This is a genomic window from Stenotrophomonas sp. YJH_SMC_54 (genome assembly GCF_059368435.1).
Genome location: NZ_JCAFRS010000013.1, coordinates 40,765 through 54,489, shown reverse-complemented (window position 1 = coordinate 54,489; position 13,725 = coordinate 40,765). Strand labels below are relative to the sequence as shown.

At 68.3% G+C, this 13,725-nt stretch carries 14 protein-coding genes; 5 read left to right on the top strand and 9 right to left on the bottom strand.

Annotated features, from left to right (window positions below):
* Nucleotides 1–98: 98 nt before the first annotated feature.
* On the bottom strand, nucleotides 99–662 hold the full coding sequence (ahpC, locus tag AC5P5S_RS14975; RefSeq protein ID WP_005408159.1) for an alkyl hydroperoxide reductase subunit C: 564 nt from the start codon (nucleotides 660–662) through the stop codon (nucleotides 99–101).
* A 354-nt stretch (nucleotides 663–1,016) separates the two neighbouring features.
* On the opposite strand from ahpC, the gene prmC reads away from it, so the two are divergent.
* Nucleotides 1,017–1,874: a peptide chain release factor N(5)-glutamine methyltransferase gene (gene prmC / locus AC5P5S_RS14970; protein ID WP_062607745.1), complete on the top strand. Its 858-nt coding sequence runs from the start codon at nucleotides 1,017–1,019 to the stop codon at nucleotides 1,872–1,874.
* 48 nt (nucleotides 1,875–1,922) lie between these two features.
* Nucleotides 1,923–2,864 carry a prolyl aminopeptidase gene (pip, locus tag AC5P5S_RS14965; protein WP_005408161.1) on the top strand — a complete coding sequence of 314 codons (942 nt, stop codon included), beginning with the start codon at nucleotides 1,923–1,925 and terminating at the stop codon, nucleotides 2,862–2,864.
* A gap of 173 nt (nucleotides 2,865–3,037) precedes the next feature.
* Here the strand turns inward: pip and AC5P5S_RS14960 are convergent, their stop codons facing one another.
* Nucleotides 3,038–3,937 carry a LysR family transcriptional regulator gene (locus AC5P5S_RS14960; RefSeq protein WP_012479212.1) on the bottom strand — a complete coding sequence of 300 codons (900 nt, stop codon included), beginning with the start codon at nucleotides 3,935–3,937 and terminating at the stop codon, nucleotides 3,038–3,040.
* A gap of 90 nt (nucleotides 3,938–4,027) precedes the next feature.
* Between AC5P5S_RS14960 and AC5P5S_RS14955 the strand changes: the two genes are divergently transcribed.
* Complete coding sequence (locus AC5P5S_RS14955; RefSeq protein WP_495276332.1) at nucleotides 4,028–5,446, top strand: MFS transporter; 1,419 nt, start codon at nucleotides 4,028–4,030, stop codon at nucleotides 5,444–5,446.
* 135 nt (nucleotides 5,447–5,581) lie between these two features.
* Here the strand turns inward: AC5P5S_RS14955 and AC5P5S_RS14950 are convergent, their stop codons facing one another.
* Genes AC5P5S_RS14950 through AC5P5S_RS14935 form a run of 4 tightly spaced genes read right to left on the bottom strand, consistent with a single transcriptional unit; the run spans nucleotide 5,582 to nucleotide 8,436 of the window.
* Nucleotides 5,582–6,379, bottom strand: coding sequence for an N-formylglutamate amidohydrolase (locus AC5P5S_RS14950; RefSeq protein WP_062607744.1), 798 nt, complete (start codon nucleotides 6,377–6,379; stop codon nucleotides 5,582–5,584).
* Nucleotides 6,372–6,926 (bottom strand): NUDIX hydrolase, encoded by a 555-nt coding sequence (locus tag AC5P5S_RS14945; protein ID WP_062607743.1) that lies wholly within the window; start codon nucleotides 6,924–6,926, stop codon nucleotides 6,372–6,374. Before AC5P5S_RS14945 ends, AC5P5S_RS14950 begins: the two co-directional genes overlap by 8 nt.
* A complete protein-coding gene (locus AC5P5S_RS14940; protein WP_005408166.1) occupies nucleotides 6,923–7,858 on the bottom strand; it encodes a 5'-3' exonuclease in 936 nt (311 codons plus the stop codon). The genes AC5P5S_RS14945 and AC5P5S_RS14940 overlap by 4 nt, the downstream gene beginning before the upstream one ends.
* On the bottom strand, nucleotides 7,855–8,436 hold the full coding sequence (locus tag AC5P5S_RS14935; protein ID WP_005412319.1) for a nitroreductase family protein: 582 nt from the start codon (nucleotides 8,434–8,436) through the stop codon (nucleotides 7,855–7,857). The genes AC5P5S_RS14940 and AC5P5S_RS14935 overlap by 4 nt, the downstream gene beginning before the upstream one ends.
* Before the next feature lie 331 nt (nucleotides 8,437–8,767).
* Between AC5P5S_RS14935 and pacR the strand changes: the two genes are divergently transcribed.
* Nucleotides 8,768–11,089, top strand: coding sequence for a PacR family protein (pacR, locus tag AC5P5S_RS14930; RefSeq protein WP_012479215.1), 2,322 nt, complete (start codon nucleotides 8,768–8,770; stop codon nucleotides 11,087–11,089).
* A 51-nt stretch (nucleotides 11,090–11,140) separates the two neighbouring features.
* Entirely contained in the window at nucleotides 11,141–12,220 is a 1,080-nt protein-coding gene (locus AC5P5S_RS14925) for an NAD(P) transhydrogenase subunit alpha (RefSeq protein ID WP_012479216.1), read from the top strand.
* Nucleotides 12,221–12,341: 121 nt separating this feature from the next.
* Here the strand turns inward: AC5P5S_RS14925 and AC5P5S_RS14920 are convergent, their stop codons facing one another.
* Genes AC5P5S_RS14920 through AC5P5S_RS14910 form a run of 3 tightly spaced genes read right to left on the bottom strand, consistent with a single transcriptional unit; the run spans nucleotide 12,342 to nucleotide 13,714 of the window.
* Nucleotides 12,342–12,803 (bottom strand): DUF3106 domain-containing protein, encoded by a 462-nt coding sequence (locus AC5P5S_RS14920; protein WP_062607742.1) that lies wholly within the window; start codon nucleotides 12,801–12,803, stop codon nucleotides 12,342–12,344.
* Between the two features lie 3 nt (nucleotides 12,804–12,806).
* Nucleotides 12,807–13,133 carry a hypothetical protein gene (locus AC5P5S_RS14915; RefSeq protein WP_012479218.1) on the bottom strand — a complete coding sequence of 109 codons (327 nt, stop codon included), beginning with the start codon at nucleotides 13,131–13,133 and terminating at the stop codon, nucleotides 12,807–12,809.
* Complete coding sequence (locus AC5P5S_RS14910; RefSeq protein WP_081113794.1) at nucleotides 13,130–13,714, bottom strand: RNA polymerase sigma factor; 585 nt, start codon at nucleotides 13,712–13,714, stop codon at nucleotides 13,130–13,132. Before AC5P5S_RS14910 ends, AC5P5S_RS14915 begins: the two co-directional genes overlap by 4 nt.
* Nucleotides 13,715–13,725 lie beyond the last annotated feature (11 nt).

The window sequence follows — 13,725 nt, the reverse complement described above, 5'->3', positions numbered from 1 at the left end:
AGCGTTGGCTGTCTTGGGTTCACCCCCACGCCGGTAGGGCACCGGCATGGGGACGAAGGGCGCGCCGTGGCGTGGGGCCACGGAAGGCCGGTACTGCGTTAGATCTTGCCGACCAGGTCCAGCGACGGGGTCAGGGTCTTCTCGCCTTCCTTCCACTTGGCCGGGCAGACCTGGTTCGGGTTGGCGGCGGTGAACTGGGCAGCCTTCAGCTTGCGCAGGGTCTCGGAAACGTCACGGGCGATCTCGTTGGAGTGGATCTCCAGGGTCTTGATCACGCCTTCCGGGTTGATGATGAAGGTGCCGCGCAGCGCCAGGCCTTCTTCCGGAATGTGCACGCCGAAGGCGTTGGTCAGCTGGTGGGTCGGGTCGCCGACCAGCGGGAACTGGGCCTTGCCGACGGCCGGCGAGGTTTCGTGCCACACCTTGTGCGAGAAGTGGGTATCGGTGGTGACGATGTAGACCTCGGCGCCAGCCTTCTTGAACTCGGCGTAATGGTCAGCCGCGTCTTCGATCTCGGTCGGGCAGTTGAAGGTGAAGGCGGCCGGCATGAAGATCAGGACGGACCACTGGCCCTTCAGGCTGGCGTCGGAAACCTTGATGAACTCGCCATTGTGGTAAGCGTTGGCTTCGAACGGCTGGATCTGGGTGTTGATCAGGGACATCGTTTTTCCTCTGGTGAAGGGGAGTGGGTGAATCGACAGGAGCTAGGTTACCGACTCGCTGGCGATAAGAACAATCCATTGATTGCATCTATTTGATAGATGGAGTCTATCATTCGGTCATGAGCAGGCACTGAACCTTTCCGCTCCCATCCTGCAACTGGCTGTGTGACAAGGGAAATCTCCCGGAGGCGCGGAAAGGGGCCGATAGCCCCTCCTTATTCCCTCCGGCAGAACCTGAACGGATTGCAGCTTTTTGTAGTGTCGAGCCACGCTCGACTGCGGATCTCTGGAACCGAGCCCATGTTCCGCTGTTCCAGAAGCAGCCGAGCATGGGCACGGCTCTACAATTGCGGAATGTCCTTCCAAACCGAACCCTCCCTGCGCCAGATCGTGGCCGAGGCCAGTGCCCGTCTCGGCGGCATCGAAGCCCGCCACGAGGCTGAACTGCTGCTGCTGCATGTACTGGACCGCCCGCGCAGTTGGTTGTTCGCGCACGCCACCGATCCGTTGGCCGCCAATGACCAGGCCGCCTTCGAGGCGTTGCTGGCCCGCCGCGTGGCCGGTGAGCCGGTGGCCTACCTGACCGGCCGTCGCGGATTCTGGACGCTGGACCTGGAGGTCGACCCGGCCACGCTGATCCCGCGTCCGGAAACCGAGCTGCTGGTCGAGCTGGCACTGGAGCGCCTGTCGCCAGACCAGTCGCTGCAGCTGGCCGACCTGGGCACCGGCAGTGGTGCGATTGCACTGGCACTGGCCAGCGAACGGCCGCAGGCGCAGGTGCTGGCCACCGACGCCAGCCCGGGCGCGCTGGCCGTGGCCGCGCGCAATGCCGCCCGCCATGATCTGCGCAACGTCCGCTTCGCTGAAGGCGGGCACGACTGGTATGCACCGCTGCAGGGCGCGCGTTTTGATCTGATTGCCAGCAACCCGCCGTACATCGCCAGCGACGATCCGCATCTGGAGCGGGGTGACCTGCGCTTCGAGCCGGCCACCGCACTGGCCTCGGGTCCGGATGGCCTGGACGACATCCGCCGCATCGTCGACGGTGGCCAGGCCCACCTGCTGCCCGGCGGCTGGCTGCTGATCGAGCACGGTTGGGACCAGGGCGAGGCGATCCGCGCGCTGTTCGACGCGGCGGGGTTTGCCGAGGTGCAGACCGTGCAGGATCTGGAGCAGCGCGACCGCATCACCCTGGGCCGACGTCCGGCCTAGAATGGAGGTTCTCCTGCCCCGGCAGGGCATCACCCTGGAGCTGCAAGCATGCGAACGCTGTACCCCGCCATCACACCCTACGACGTCGGCACCCTGAAGGTCGACGACCGCCACACGCTGTACTTCGAACAGTGCGGCAACCCGGACGGCAAGCCGGTGGTGATGCTGCACGGTGGCCCGGGCGGTGGCTGCAGCGACAAGATGCGCCAGTTCCACGACCCGTCCAAGTACCGCATCATCCTGTTCGACCAGCGCGGTGCCGGCCGTTCCACCCCGCACGCCGACCTGGTGGACAACACCACCTGGGACCTTGTTGCCGATATCGAGAAGCTGCGCGAACACCTCAAGGTCGATCGCTGGCAGGTGTTCGGTGGCAGCTGGGGTTCGACCCTGGCGCTGGCCTATGCCGAAACCCATCCGCAGCGCGTGACCGAACTGGTCCTGCGCGGCATCTTCATGCTGCGCCGCTGGGAACTGGAGTGGTTCTACCAGGAAGGCGCCAACCGCCTGTTCCCGGATGCGTGGGAGCACTACCTCAAGCCGATCCCGTCGGTGGAGCGCCATGACCTGATCTCGGCCTTCCACCGCCGCCTGACCAGCGACGACGAAGCCACCCGCCTGGAAGCGGCCAAGGCGTGGGCGGTGTGGGAAGGCGCGACCAGCTTCCTGCATGTCGATGATGACTTCATCAACAGCCACGAAGACCCGCACTTCGCGCTGGCGTTTGCCCGCATCGAGAACCACTACTTCGTCAACGGCGGCTTCTTCGAGGTGGAAGACCAACTGCTGCGCGACGCGCACCGCATCGCCGATATTCCCGGCGTGATCGTGCACGGCCGCTACGACGTGGTCTGCCCGCTGGCCAATGCCTGGGACCTGACCAAGGTCTGGCCGAAGGCGAAGCTGGAAATCACGCCGGCCTCGGGCCATTCGGCGTTCGAGGCCGAGAACGTGGACGCGCTGGTGCGCGCCACCGACAGCTTCGCCTGATCGGTAGTGCCGGCCGCTGGCCGGCAACGCCGCACCGGTAGCGCCGGGCCATGCGCGGCGCTATCAACCCTCATCCACGCATGGCGTGGATCGACCACAGCCTGGTAGTGTCGGCCGCTGGCCGGCAAACCTGAAACGGGTGGATTCCTGCAGGCGCCGGCCAGCGGCCGGCGCTACCAATCCCCGGCCAGCAACGCGTCGGCCAGCACCTGCAGCTTCGGCGAATGCTGGCGCGACGGTGGGTAGATCAGCGACAGCGCACGGCTGCGACCTTCAAACGGCTGCAGCACACGTTGCAGGCGGCCGTCAGCCAGCGCGTCGGCCACCGCGAAATCCATTACCTGCACGATGCCGATGCCGGCGATGGCCGCTTCCACCAGCGGATCGCCGCTGTCGAACACCATCCGCGTCGGCGGCGTGAACTCGCGCAGTTGCCCGTCCTGCAGGAACTGCCAGTCCACCAGCCGGCCACTGCGCAGGTTGCGCACCGCCAGGCAGGCGTGATCCTGCAGCGCGGCCACATCGTCCGGTGCGCCACAGCGGGCCAGATACGCGGGGCTGGCCACCGTCACCCAGCGCAGCGGCCGCAATGGCCGCGCGACGATGCGCTGGTCGGCGATGACGCCGGTGCGCAGCGCGGCATCGAAGCCTTCCTCGACCAGATCGACCAGGCGGTCGCTGAGCACGGCTTCCACCTGCAGTTGCGGATGCTGTTCCAGTAATGGCGCCAGCATCGGCACCAGCACCTTGCGCCCGAACATCGACGGCGCACTGATCTTCAACGTACCCGAGGGCGTGCACGGGCGGTCGGCCAGTTGCCGCTCGGCATCGTCCAGGCCGGCCAGCAGCGGTGCCACCTGTTCCACGAACTGGCGGCCATCCGGGGTCAACGCCACGTTGCGGGTGTTCCGCTGCAGCAGCTTTACCCCCAGCGTGGCTTCCAGCCGCCCGATCGCGCGCGACAGGCCGGACTGGCTCAGGCCCAGCTGCCCGGCAGCGACGGTGAAGCTGCGTGCCTCGGCCACCTGCACCAGCATGCGCACGGCATTGAGGTCCAACGAGGATCCATTCATGCCGAAAATCATGACAGATATGGTCGGGCAGGGGTTTATTGATTGGCCCGCATCAATGAGACTGCGCTCCCCCATCGATCCAGACCGCCGATGCCTCCCCTCAAATACCCGCGCTGGGCGTTGACCCTGCTGGCCACCGCGCAGCTGATCATCGCCCTGGACGCCACCATCATCTTCGTCGCCCTCCATGACATGGGCCGCGCGCTGCAGATCAACGCGCAGCAGCTGCAGTGGGTGGTCAGTGCCTACACCGTGGCGTTCGGTGGCAGCCTGCTGCTGGGTGGCCGCGCCGCCGACCTGATCGGCCGTCGCCGTTTCTACCGGCTGGGCATGCTGCTGTTCGCACTGGCGTCGCTGCTCGGTGCGTTGGCGCCGAATGCCACCTTGTTGATCATCGCGCGCGCCGCGCAGGGCGTCGGTGCGGCCCTGCTGTTCCCCGCCACGCTGGCACTGATCAACACGCTGTACGCCGAAGGCCCGGTGCGCAGCCGCGCGCTGGCGATCTGGAGCATGGCCAGTGCGGTCGGCCTGGCGCTGGGCACGCTGCTCGGTGGCGTGCTGACCCAGGCGTTCGGCTGGCCGGCGGTGCTGGCGGTGATCGTGCCGCTGGCCACGGCGTGCGCGGTCGCAGCCGGTGCGTGGTTGCCGTCCGATGGTCCAAGGGTGCGCGGCCGCTCCTTCGATCTGGCCGGTTGCCTGACCGTCACCGCCGGCGGCAGCCTGCTGGTCACTACCCTGGTTCAAGGGCCGGAGTGGGGCTGGACGGCACCGGCCACGCTGATCTGCCTGCTGCTTTCAGCCGTGCTGTTGACGGTGTTCGTACAGATCGAAAAACGCAGCCGTGACCCGCTGATGCAGTTTTCGCTGTTGCGCCTGTCGGGCCTGCGCGCGGCACTCGGCCTGACCTTCGCCTTCATGAGCAGCTATGGCGTGCAGTACTACTTCCTGGCGCTCTACTTCCAGGATGGCTATGGCTGGAGCCCGCTGCAGGCCGGCATGGCCTTCCTGCTGCCGACGTTGGTGTGCACCTTCGGCATCCGTATTGCCGAACGCATGCTGCGGCGCCGTTCGCCAAGGCAGGTACTGGCCTGGGGCTTCGCCGCCGGTGCCATCGGCATTGCCGCGGTGGCACTGGCGATGCCGCACGGTGCCAGCTACTGGCCGCTGCTGCCGGGCATCGTGGTGCTCAGCATCGGCCAGGGCATGAGCTGGACAGCGATGTGGATCGTGGCCGGGCAGGGCGTGCCGGGTCCGCAGCAAGGCGTCGCGTCCGGCATGGCGGCCACCGCCCAGCAGATCGGCGGCGCGTTGGGACTGGCGGTGCTGGTGATGGTGGCCAACGCCGCGCGCGGCACGCAGGCCGCAACCAGTGCCGACGCCCTGCAAGGCATGGTCAATGCACAGTACGGCGCCGCGTTGTTCGCCGCGCTCGGCGTGGTGATCGCGCTGGGCCTACGCCCGGCGCCGGTCGAATCGGCCGCCACCGTCTGCCCGGTCAGCGATGCATGATTGAAGGCGCTGCCGTGGGTGGATGTGCCACGCCTGCGGTAGTGCCGGCCGCTGGCCGGCAATGCAATGATCCAACTACCCTGAGGTTGCCGGCCAGCGGCCGGCACTACCGATCCGGAATGGATCCACGCGCGTTCAACCGAACGCCAGCAACTGCGGCTGCAATGCGCTGAAGATCCGCGCCAGCCGCTCCGCCCACGCCTGCTGCCCAGCCACATCGGCAATCAGGTCCTGGCGGATTTCCAGTTCCACGTGCACCAGCCCGCGGCCTTCGCCATGCACCGGCACTGCGTAGTCGCTGGTGCTGCTCACCGAATACGGTTCATTGTCACCAACCACCAGGTCGCCTTCCTCGCGCAGTGCCTGCAGCAAGGCATGGGCGAAGCGCGTGTCCTGGTGGTACAGCACGCCGGCATGCCACGGTCGCTGCGCGCCGTTCATCGCCGGAGTGAAGCTGTGCATCATCACCAGCAGGGTGGGGCGGCCGGCATCTCGGCGCGCATCCAGTTCCGCGTCGATGCGCGCGTGGTAGGGCGCGTGGATCGCATCGATACGCTGCTGCCGCTGTGCCGCCGACAGCCCGGCATTGCCCGGCACCACGGTGTGGTCGCTCACCTCCGGAATCAGCGTCGGCGAGGCCAGCGGGCGGTTGCAGTCGATCAGCAGCCGCGAATAGGTCTGTTCGATGGCCCAGGCATCCAGCCGTTCGGCCAGTGCGCGGGTGGTGCCGGCAATGCCGATGTCCCAGCCGATATGGCGGTCCAGTTCGGCCTGCGGCAAGCCCAGGCCTGCGAGGGCACGCGGCACCTGCTGGCCGGCATGATCGGCCAGCATCAGGTACGGCGAGGCACCCTGAGGCCGGTGGATCGTATGGATCGCCGGGTCGTCGGCGCCGAGCAGCGCCGGCAGCGCGTGCAGGTCGGCGTCAGCCACGCGGGCGTCCGTCCAGGTGATGCTCGATCATCCACAGCCCGGCCCAGAGCTTGGCGTCCAGCTCGTAGCCTTCGCCCATCTTCTGCACCAGCCAGGCCGCTGCCTCACTGCGCGGAATCTCGTGCACGATGATGTCTTCGCTGTCGTCACCACCGCCCTCGCCAACGCGGCGCAGGCCGGTAGCGCGCACGAAAGCGATCTTCTCGCTGCTGGCGCCGGAAGAGGTCGGGCCGATCAGCAGCACTTCGGCGTGATCGGCGGTCCAGCCGGTTTCTTCTTCCAGTTCGCGCACGGCCGAGACTTCGATCGATTCGCCGGCGTGGATGTCGCCGACCAGGCCGGCCGGCATCTCGATGGTGGGTGCCTGCAGCGGCACGCGGAACTGCTCTACGAACAGCACGTTGTCCTCGGGGGTGACGGCGATGATGATCGCGGCCAGGCCACCGGCGTGGGTACGTTCGCTGTATTCCCAGGTGCCGCGCACCAGCATGCGCTGGTACTTGCCTTCATAGACGACACGCGGGGCTTCGGTGTTGCGCTGGCTCATGCGGGCTCGCTGTGGGTGGGAAGAATATCGGGCACGCCGGCGGCATCGAACAGCCGGCGGCGGGTCATCGGGCCGAAGCGCAGGGTCTGGCACAGGCCGCCGAGCAGCTCGGGATCGGCCGCCTGGCGCAACAGGCCGGGCTGGCTGCCTTCCAGTGGCGCGTCCAGCGCGATGGTGGTCAGCTGGCGCCAGAGCTGGGCGTGCTCGCGCTGCTCGCGCAGGCGCACCGCCATCTGGGCGGCGCCGCGCAGGCGCAGGAACGGCACTTCGTCCAGGCGTTCGTACAGCGCATCCATGCTGCCGAAATGGGCCAGCAGCACGGCGGCGGACTTGCTGCCGACGCCACTGATGCCGGGAATGTTGTCCACCGCATCGCCGCACAGCGCCAGGTAGTCGGCGATCTGGTGCGCGTGCACGCCGTGCCGCGCCTTCACTCCGGCCACGTTCCAGCGCTGGTTGCGTGCGTAGTCCCACTGCTCGTCGTGATCCAGCAGCAGCTGCGACAGGTCCTTGTCGGCGGAGATGATCACGCCGCGGTGGCTGCCACGATGCACATGCAGGGCGCTTCCGATCAGGTCGTCAGCCTCGTATTCATGGTGGGCCAGAACGGCGAGGCCCAATGCTGCGCACAGCGCCTTGCAGTGCACGAACTGGCGCTTGAGCGCCTCCGGCGCCGGGTCGCGGTTGGCCTTGTAGGCGGGGTACAGGCGGTGGCGGAAGCCACTGTCCAGCGCTTCGTCGAAGGCGATGGCGATGTGACGCGGGCGTTCGCGCTCGAGCAGGTCCAGCAGGAAGCGGGCGAAGCCGTGCACGGCATTGGTCGGCCAGCCCTGCGCGTCCTGGAACTGGTCGGGCAGGGAGTGCCACGCGCGGAACACATAGATGCTGGCGTCGACCAGGTACAGCGACGGCGGTGGTACCGGCAGGGTCATGCCGGAGGCGTCCAGTCGCGCAGCAGGGTGGCAGGGTCCGGACGCTCGCGCTCGGGCACAGCGGCCTTCGGCGTGCCGATATGGATGAAACCGGCGATGCCTTCGCCCTCGGCCAGGCCCAGGTAGGCGTGCACGGCGGGGTCGAAGGCCATCCAGGCGGTCAGCCACTGCGCGCCGAAGCCCAGCGCCTGTGCGGCCTGCAGCAGGGCGAAGCAGACGCAGCCGGCGGTCATCAGCTGCTCCTGCTCGGGGACCTTCGGGTCCGGGCGCGGGCTGGCCACCACCACGATCACCAGCGGCGCATGGCTGAAACGCTGGCGATCCTTCTCGAACACGGCCTCGCCCGCATGCGGGTCGCGTTGGCGGCTGCGCTCGGCCAGGAAGTCGCCCAGAGTGTGACGTGCATCGCCGGCGATCTTCAGGAAGCGGAACGGTACGCGCTTGCCGTGATCGGGCACGCGCACTGCCGAAGCCAGCATCCGCTGCAGGGTGGCCGGGTCCGGGCCGGGCTCGGCCAGTTGCCGCGAAGGCACAGAGCGGCGGGCATCCAGGGCGAGCAGGGCGGCGGGGTCGGGCATGGAGTCTGAACCGGTCATCACGAAGGTTTGATTATAGTCGGGGTGGTCAAAGACACCGTCTGTGTCGCGTCTGGCCTTTGAATACCAAATTGTGATGAACGTCATGCCACTGGCGGGAAACGGGCGGCCGCTTCCCCTCGCCTCGCAGGCCTTGCACGGCTTACGATATCTACCTTGCCGGGCCGCCGGTCATGAGGTTTGAAGTGAGGACTGTTTCACTGTCCGTGACGGGCTGGCCGGCCTACCATCGACGTACCGGTACATGGGGTGTGCCGGTCGTCGCGATGTCCACGTTGTCTGTCGTACCAGAGAAGGTGGGGAGCCTTCCCGAATGATGAGCGCGCCCACACCGATGGGATCGCCGGGTCGTGACCCGGCCCAGCTCCAGCGTGCCCGGGACATGGTCCTGCCCGCGCTGTGCCAGGCCTTTGGCGCGGCACTGGCGCGCTTCGACGATGCCCTGTTCGACCGGGCCGGCAATGCCGGTTCGTCGCAGCTGCTGTTCCTGGATGCGATGCGCGAACTGCGCCGCCGCCGCGAGGACATTGCCGGTGCCTTCTCTGGCCACCTGCAGCGGGCCTGGGATGCGCTGGCCAGTGGTGAGCCCATGTCGGCCGAATCGACGCTGTCCGGCCCAGCCGAGGATGGCCTGAGCCTGCTGGCCGAGCACGTGCTGGAGTCGCGGCTGGCGGTGCGCAATTTCGCCACGGTGCTGCTGCGTGACTTCAAGCCGGTGCTGGCGCGGCTCGACCGTCGCCTGGGCCGTCTGGTCGGCGGCGCCGAACTGGATGCCGACCATAATCCCATCAGCCCCGAACACCTGGGCGTGGCCATCCACGAAGCCTTTGCCGGCTGTGAACTGGCCCCGGAAGTGCACCTGGTGCTGATCAAGCTGTGCGAGCGTGACCTCCGCGCGCCGGTGGGTCGCATCTACGAGAAGCTGGACGAGCAACTGGCCGCGGCCGGGGTGATGTCGCAGATGGGGGCGCCGCGGCGTCCGCCATCGGCCGCGCCCGACCCGCGCATGGCCTCGGGCCTGGATGACCTGGTGGAGCAGCGCCCGGGCTCGGGCCTGGACGGCGAATTCGGTGATGACGAGCAGGCCGCGCCGGCCTGGGCGCAGCGCTTTGCCGCACGCTGGTCCGAGCGGCGTGGCCACATGCAGCAGCACCTGGGCGCCGAAGGCAGCGGCACCGGCGAGGCCCATGCGGGCCAGCAGGGCATGCTGCTGGAGGCGCTGCACGAACTGCTGCAGCAGACCCGCCACGTGCGCGAGGACGCGACGTCGGCCGCACAGGTGGCGATCGGCCAGCAGCGTCCGCTCAGCCAGCGCGAGATGATGTCGGTGCTGTCGCTGCTGCAGGCCACGCCCAGTGCGACCCTGCGTGCAGCGATCGGCGAGGATGGCGAATCGTTGGCGCAGCGGTTGAAGAGCGAAGTGCTTTCCAGCGCCACCCGTCTCGGTGTCGACCCGGGCCAGACCCGGCTGGACCCGCAGGACGAGGATGCAATCGACCTGGTGGGCATGCTGTTCGACGTGATGCTGGACGAGCGCGAACTGGAAGGCCGCTCGCGCGAGTTGATCGGCCGCCTGGTGGTGCCGTTCGTCAAGGTCGCCATGCTCGACCGCCGCATGTTCGTGCAGAAGACCCATCCGGCGCGCAAGCTGCTCAACTCGCTGGCCGAGGCCTGCGAAGGCAACACTGGCGAAAGCCAGGCCGAGCGCATGCTGATGGCCAAGGTCGAGGAGATCATCGAGCGCCTGGTCGCCGAGTTCAACGAGAACCTGGCGATCTTCCTGACCCTGGAAGAAGAATTCCGCGAGTTCCTCGTGCAGCATCGTCGCCGCGTGGAAATCGCCGAGCGTCGCGCCGCCGAAACGCAGCGTGGCCAGGAAAAGCTGGAAATGGCCCGTACCCGTGCCGGTGCCGAGCTGGACCGCCGCATTGGTGATGCCACCCTGCCGCCGGCCATCGCTGAATTCCTGCGCCAGCCATGGCAGCACCACCTGACCCTGGCGCTGCTGCGCGAGGGCGAGGAGGGCGCATCGGTGGCCGAAGCGCTGAGCCTGGGCGACGGGCTGCTGGAGGAAGTGGCCGAGGCCCGCCGCCAGATTGTCGGCAAGCCGTGGCTGCAGGCCTGGCAGCCGGTGCTGGCCAAGGTGTTCGCCAGCGTGGGCGTGCATGGCGACGCCGCCACCGGTGCCATCGATGCCCTGCATGACACCCTGCAGGGCATTGCCGAATCGCGGCCGGAACTGCAACGCGCGCTGCCGGAACTGCCGCAGGTGGCACTACCGACCCCGCCGGTGGCCGAATCGCCGGCGGTCGAGCTGGGCGGGCAGATCGATGCCGATGATTTCGACAATGCCGACGCCGATCGCTTCCGTCGCATGGAGATCGGCAACTGGCTGGACTTCGTCGACAAGGACGGCAAGGTGCAGGCCGGCAAGCTGTCCTGGGTCAGCCCGATTTCCTCGCGCCTGCTGTTCGTCAACCGTCGCGGCGTGCGCTTCTGCGTGGCCTCGCCGGAGGAACTGGCGGTGATGGTGCGGCTGGGACGTCTGCGCGCCCATGTGGATGACGGTGCGTTCGACAGCGCGATGCAGGGTGTGATCGATCGGCTGGACCCGGGCAGCGCCACGCTGCACTGAGTGGAGCCGCCTGCTAGGATCGGGAAAACTCACCGATCAGCGGGGACCTGCATGGCCGTGGCGTTGCTGGGGATCAAGGAGACCGCGCCGGGCGAACGGCGCGTGGCGCTGACGCCGGAAACCGCGCGCAAGCTCGGCGCCCTCGGCATTACCGTCTGGTACGAGGCCGGTGCCGGTCTGGCCGCAGGTTTCACCGATGCAGCCTATGACGACGCCGGTGCCCGCGCATTCGACGCCGGGCGCTGGGCCGAAATCGACATCCTGTTGTGCGTGCAGGCGCCGCCGGCGGCGGTGCTTGAACAGCTCAAGCCGGGTGCCACCGTGGTTGGCCTGTTGACCCCGGCCAGTGATCCGGGCCTGGCGGCACTGGCTGCCGATGACCGCCTGCACCTGTTCCCGCTGCAGCAGCTGCCGCGCACCACCCGTGCGCAGGCCATGGACGTGCTCAGTTCGCAGGCCGGCATGGCCGGTTACAAGGCCGCGCTGATCGCCGCCGAACGCGCACCACGTTTCTTCCCGATGTTGACCACCGCTGCCGGCACCGTGCGTCCGGCCAAGGTGCTGGTGATCGGTGCCGGCGTGGCGGGGCTGCAGGCCATTGCCACTGCCCGGCGTCTCGGTGCACAGGTGGAAGGTTTCGACGTGCGTCCGGAAACCCGCGAGCAGATCCAGTCGCTGGGCGCGCGCTTCCTCGACCTGGGGGTGAGCGCGGCGGGCGAAGGCGGGTACGCGCGCGCGTTGACCGATGAAGAGCGTGCCGAGCAGCAGCGCCGCCTGGCCGACCACCTGCGCAGCGTGGATGTGGTGATCTGCACCGCAGCGGTACCGGGGCGACCGGCGCCGACGATCGTGACTGCCGCGATGGTGGAGGGCATGGCCACCGGCAGCGTGATCGTGGACCTGGCTGCCGAGAGCGGCGGCAACTGCGCACTGACCCAACCGGGGCAGTGCATCGAGCATCAGGGCGTGACCATCGATGGCCCGCTGGGCCTTGCCAGCCGCGGCGCCACCCAGGCCAGCGAGATGTATGCGCGCAACCTGCTCAACTTCGTCGCGCTGTTCGTGCGCGAAGGGCAGCTTGGTTTCGACTGGGAAGACGAGCTGCTGGCGAAGACACGCTGGCAGGCGTGAACGACATGGGGTCAGATCCCTTTGCCTCTGGCAAAGGGCTCTGACCCTGGTTCCCGGAATCTGCCAGGGGTCGGATCCCTTTGCCTCAGCAAAGGGCTCTGACCCCGTTCCCCGCGGCGTTTCAGCGCGGCTTCGCCGGCGGTGGGTTGTCGCGCACCCAGTCCTTGCGTTGTTCCGGCGTCATCTGCGACCAGCGCTCGCGCAGTGCATCGCGCTGCGCGGGCGGCAGTTCCCGCATCTGGCCGAACAGGGCCCGGGCCTGCTCACGCTGTTCCGGGCTCATGTGCTCGAAGCGGCGCAGGCCACGGCGGGCCTTGTCGCGCTCCTCCGGGCTCATCGTCTGCCAGCGCTGGCCATGCGAGAGCATGCGCTGGCGCTGGCCGGCATCGGCGCTGTTCCAGCGGTCGCGCAGTGGCGCCAGCAGCGATTCCCGCTGCGCTTCGCTCAACTGTTCCCAGGCCGGCAGCGGCGTGGCCCGCGCAGGGCGTGCCGCAGGGGCGGGCGCGGCGCTCTGCGCCAGCGCCGGGAGGGCCGGCAGCAGCAACAGGGTCATCAGCAGGGGCAGGGTGTGCAGTCGGGACATGATTCACTCCATCGCCAGGTCGGTATCGCCCAGCCACAGGTACAGATCGGGATTTTCGTCGTAGAGCGCGCTGTTGTCTTCCACCGAGGCCAGCACAGGTGCCGGCGCGGGGCCCGTCAGCGTGCCATGGCCAGTGAACTGCAGGCCGATACCCAGCGCCACCACCAGTGAACAGGCGCTGGCCAGCCACCAGCGCAGGCGCCCGTGCCGGGTCGCGCTGGCGCCGTGTCGGGCCTGGCGCAGGCGTGCCAGTGTGGCCGGCGACAGCGCATGCAGCGACTGCGCGTGCAGGCTGCGCAGGGTGTCATCGGAAGGCAGGGAGCGGTTCACGGGTGGATCTCCAGGTAGTCCTGCAGCGCCTGCCGGGCGCGTGCCAGATGGGTTTTTACCGCGCCTTCGCTGCAGCCCATGGCGCGGGCGGTGGTGGCCCCGTCCAGGTCCTGCAGCACGCGCAGGGTGAAGGCCTCGCGCTGGCGGGCGGGCAGGCGGCGCAACGCGTCCACCAGCTGCTGGTACTGCTGGCGCTGTTCATGCGCCTGTGCCGGATCCGGGCCGGGATCGGCCCAATCGATCCCGCCGCCTTCCGCGTCCTGGTTGTCGCGCCAGAACGGCAGGCGGAAGCGGCGCCGGCGCTGCACGTCGATCACGCGCCGGCGCAGGATGCTCCAGAACAGCGGCGCCCATTCGGCTGCCGGCTTGTCGGCGTAGTCCAGCATGCGCAGCAGGGCATCCTGCACCGCGTCCAGCGCATCCTCGCGCTGGCGCAGGCCAGCTTCGGCGAAGCGGAACGCGCGCGGCCCGACGCTGGCCAGGAACGCTTCCAGCGATGCCGGCAGGGCATCGGTGTCGGCGCTCGGGGGGACGGGGGTGCTCACCAGCACAGGGTACGGTTCCTCGCTCGGGGTCACCATCGACAACGCGT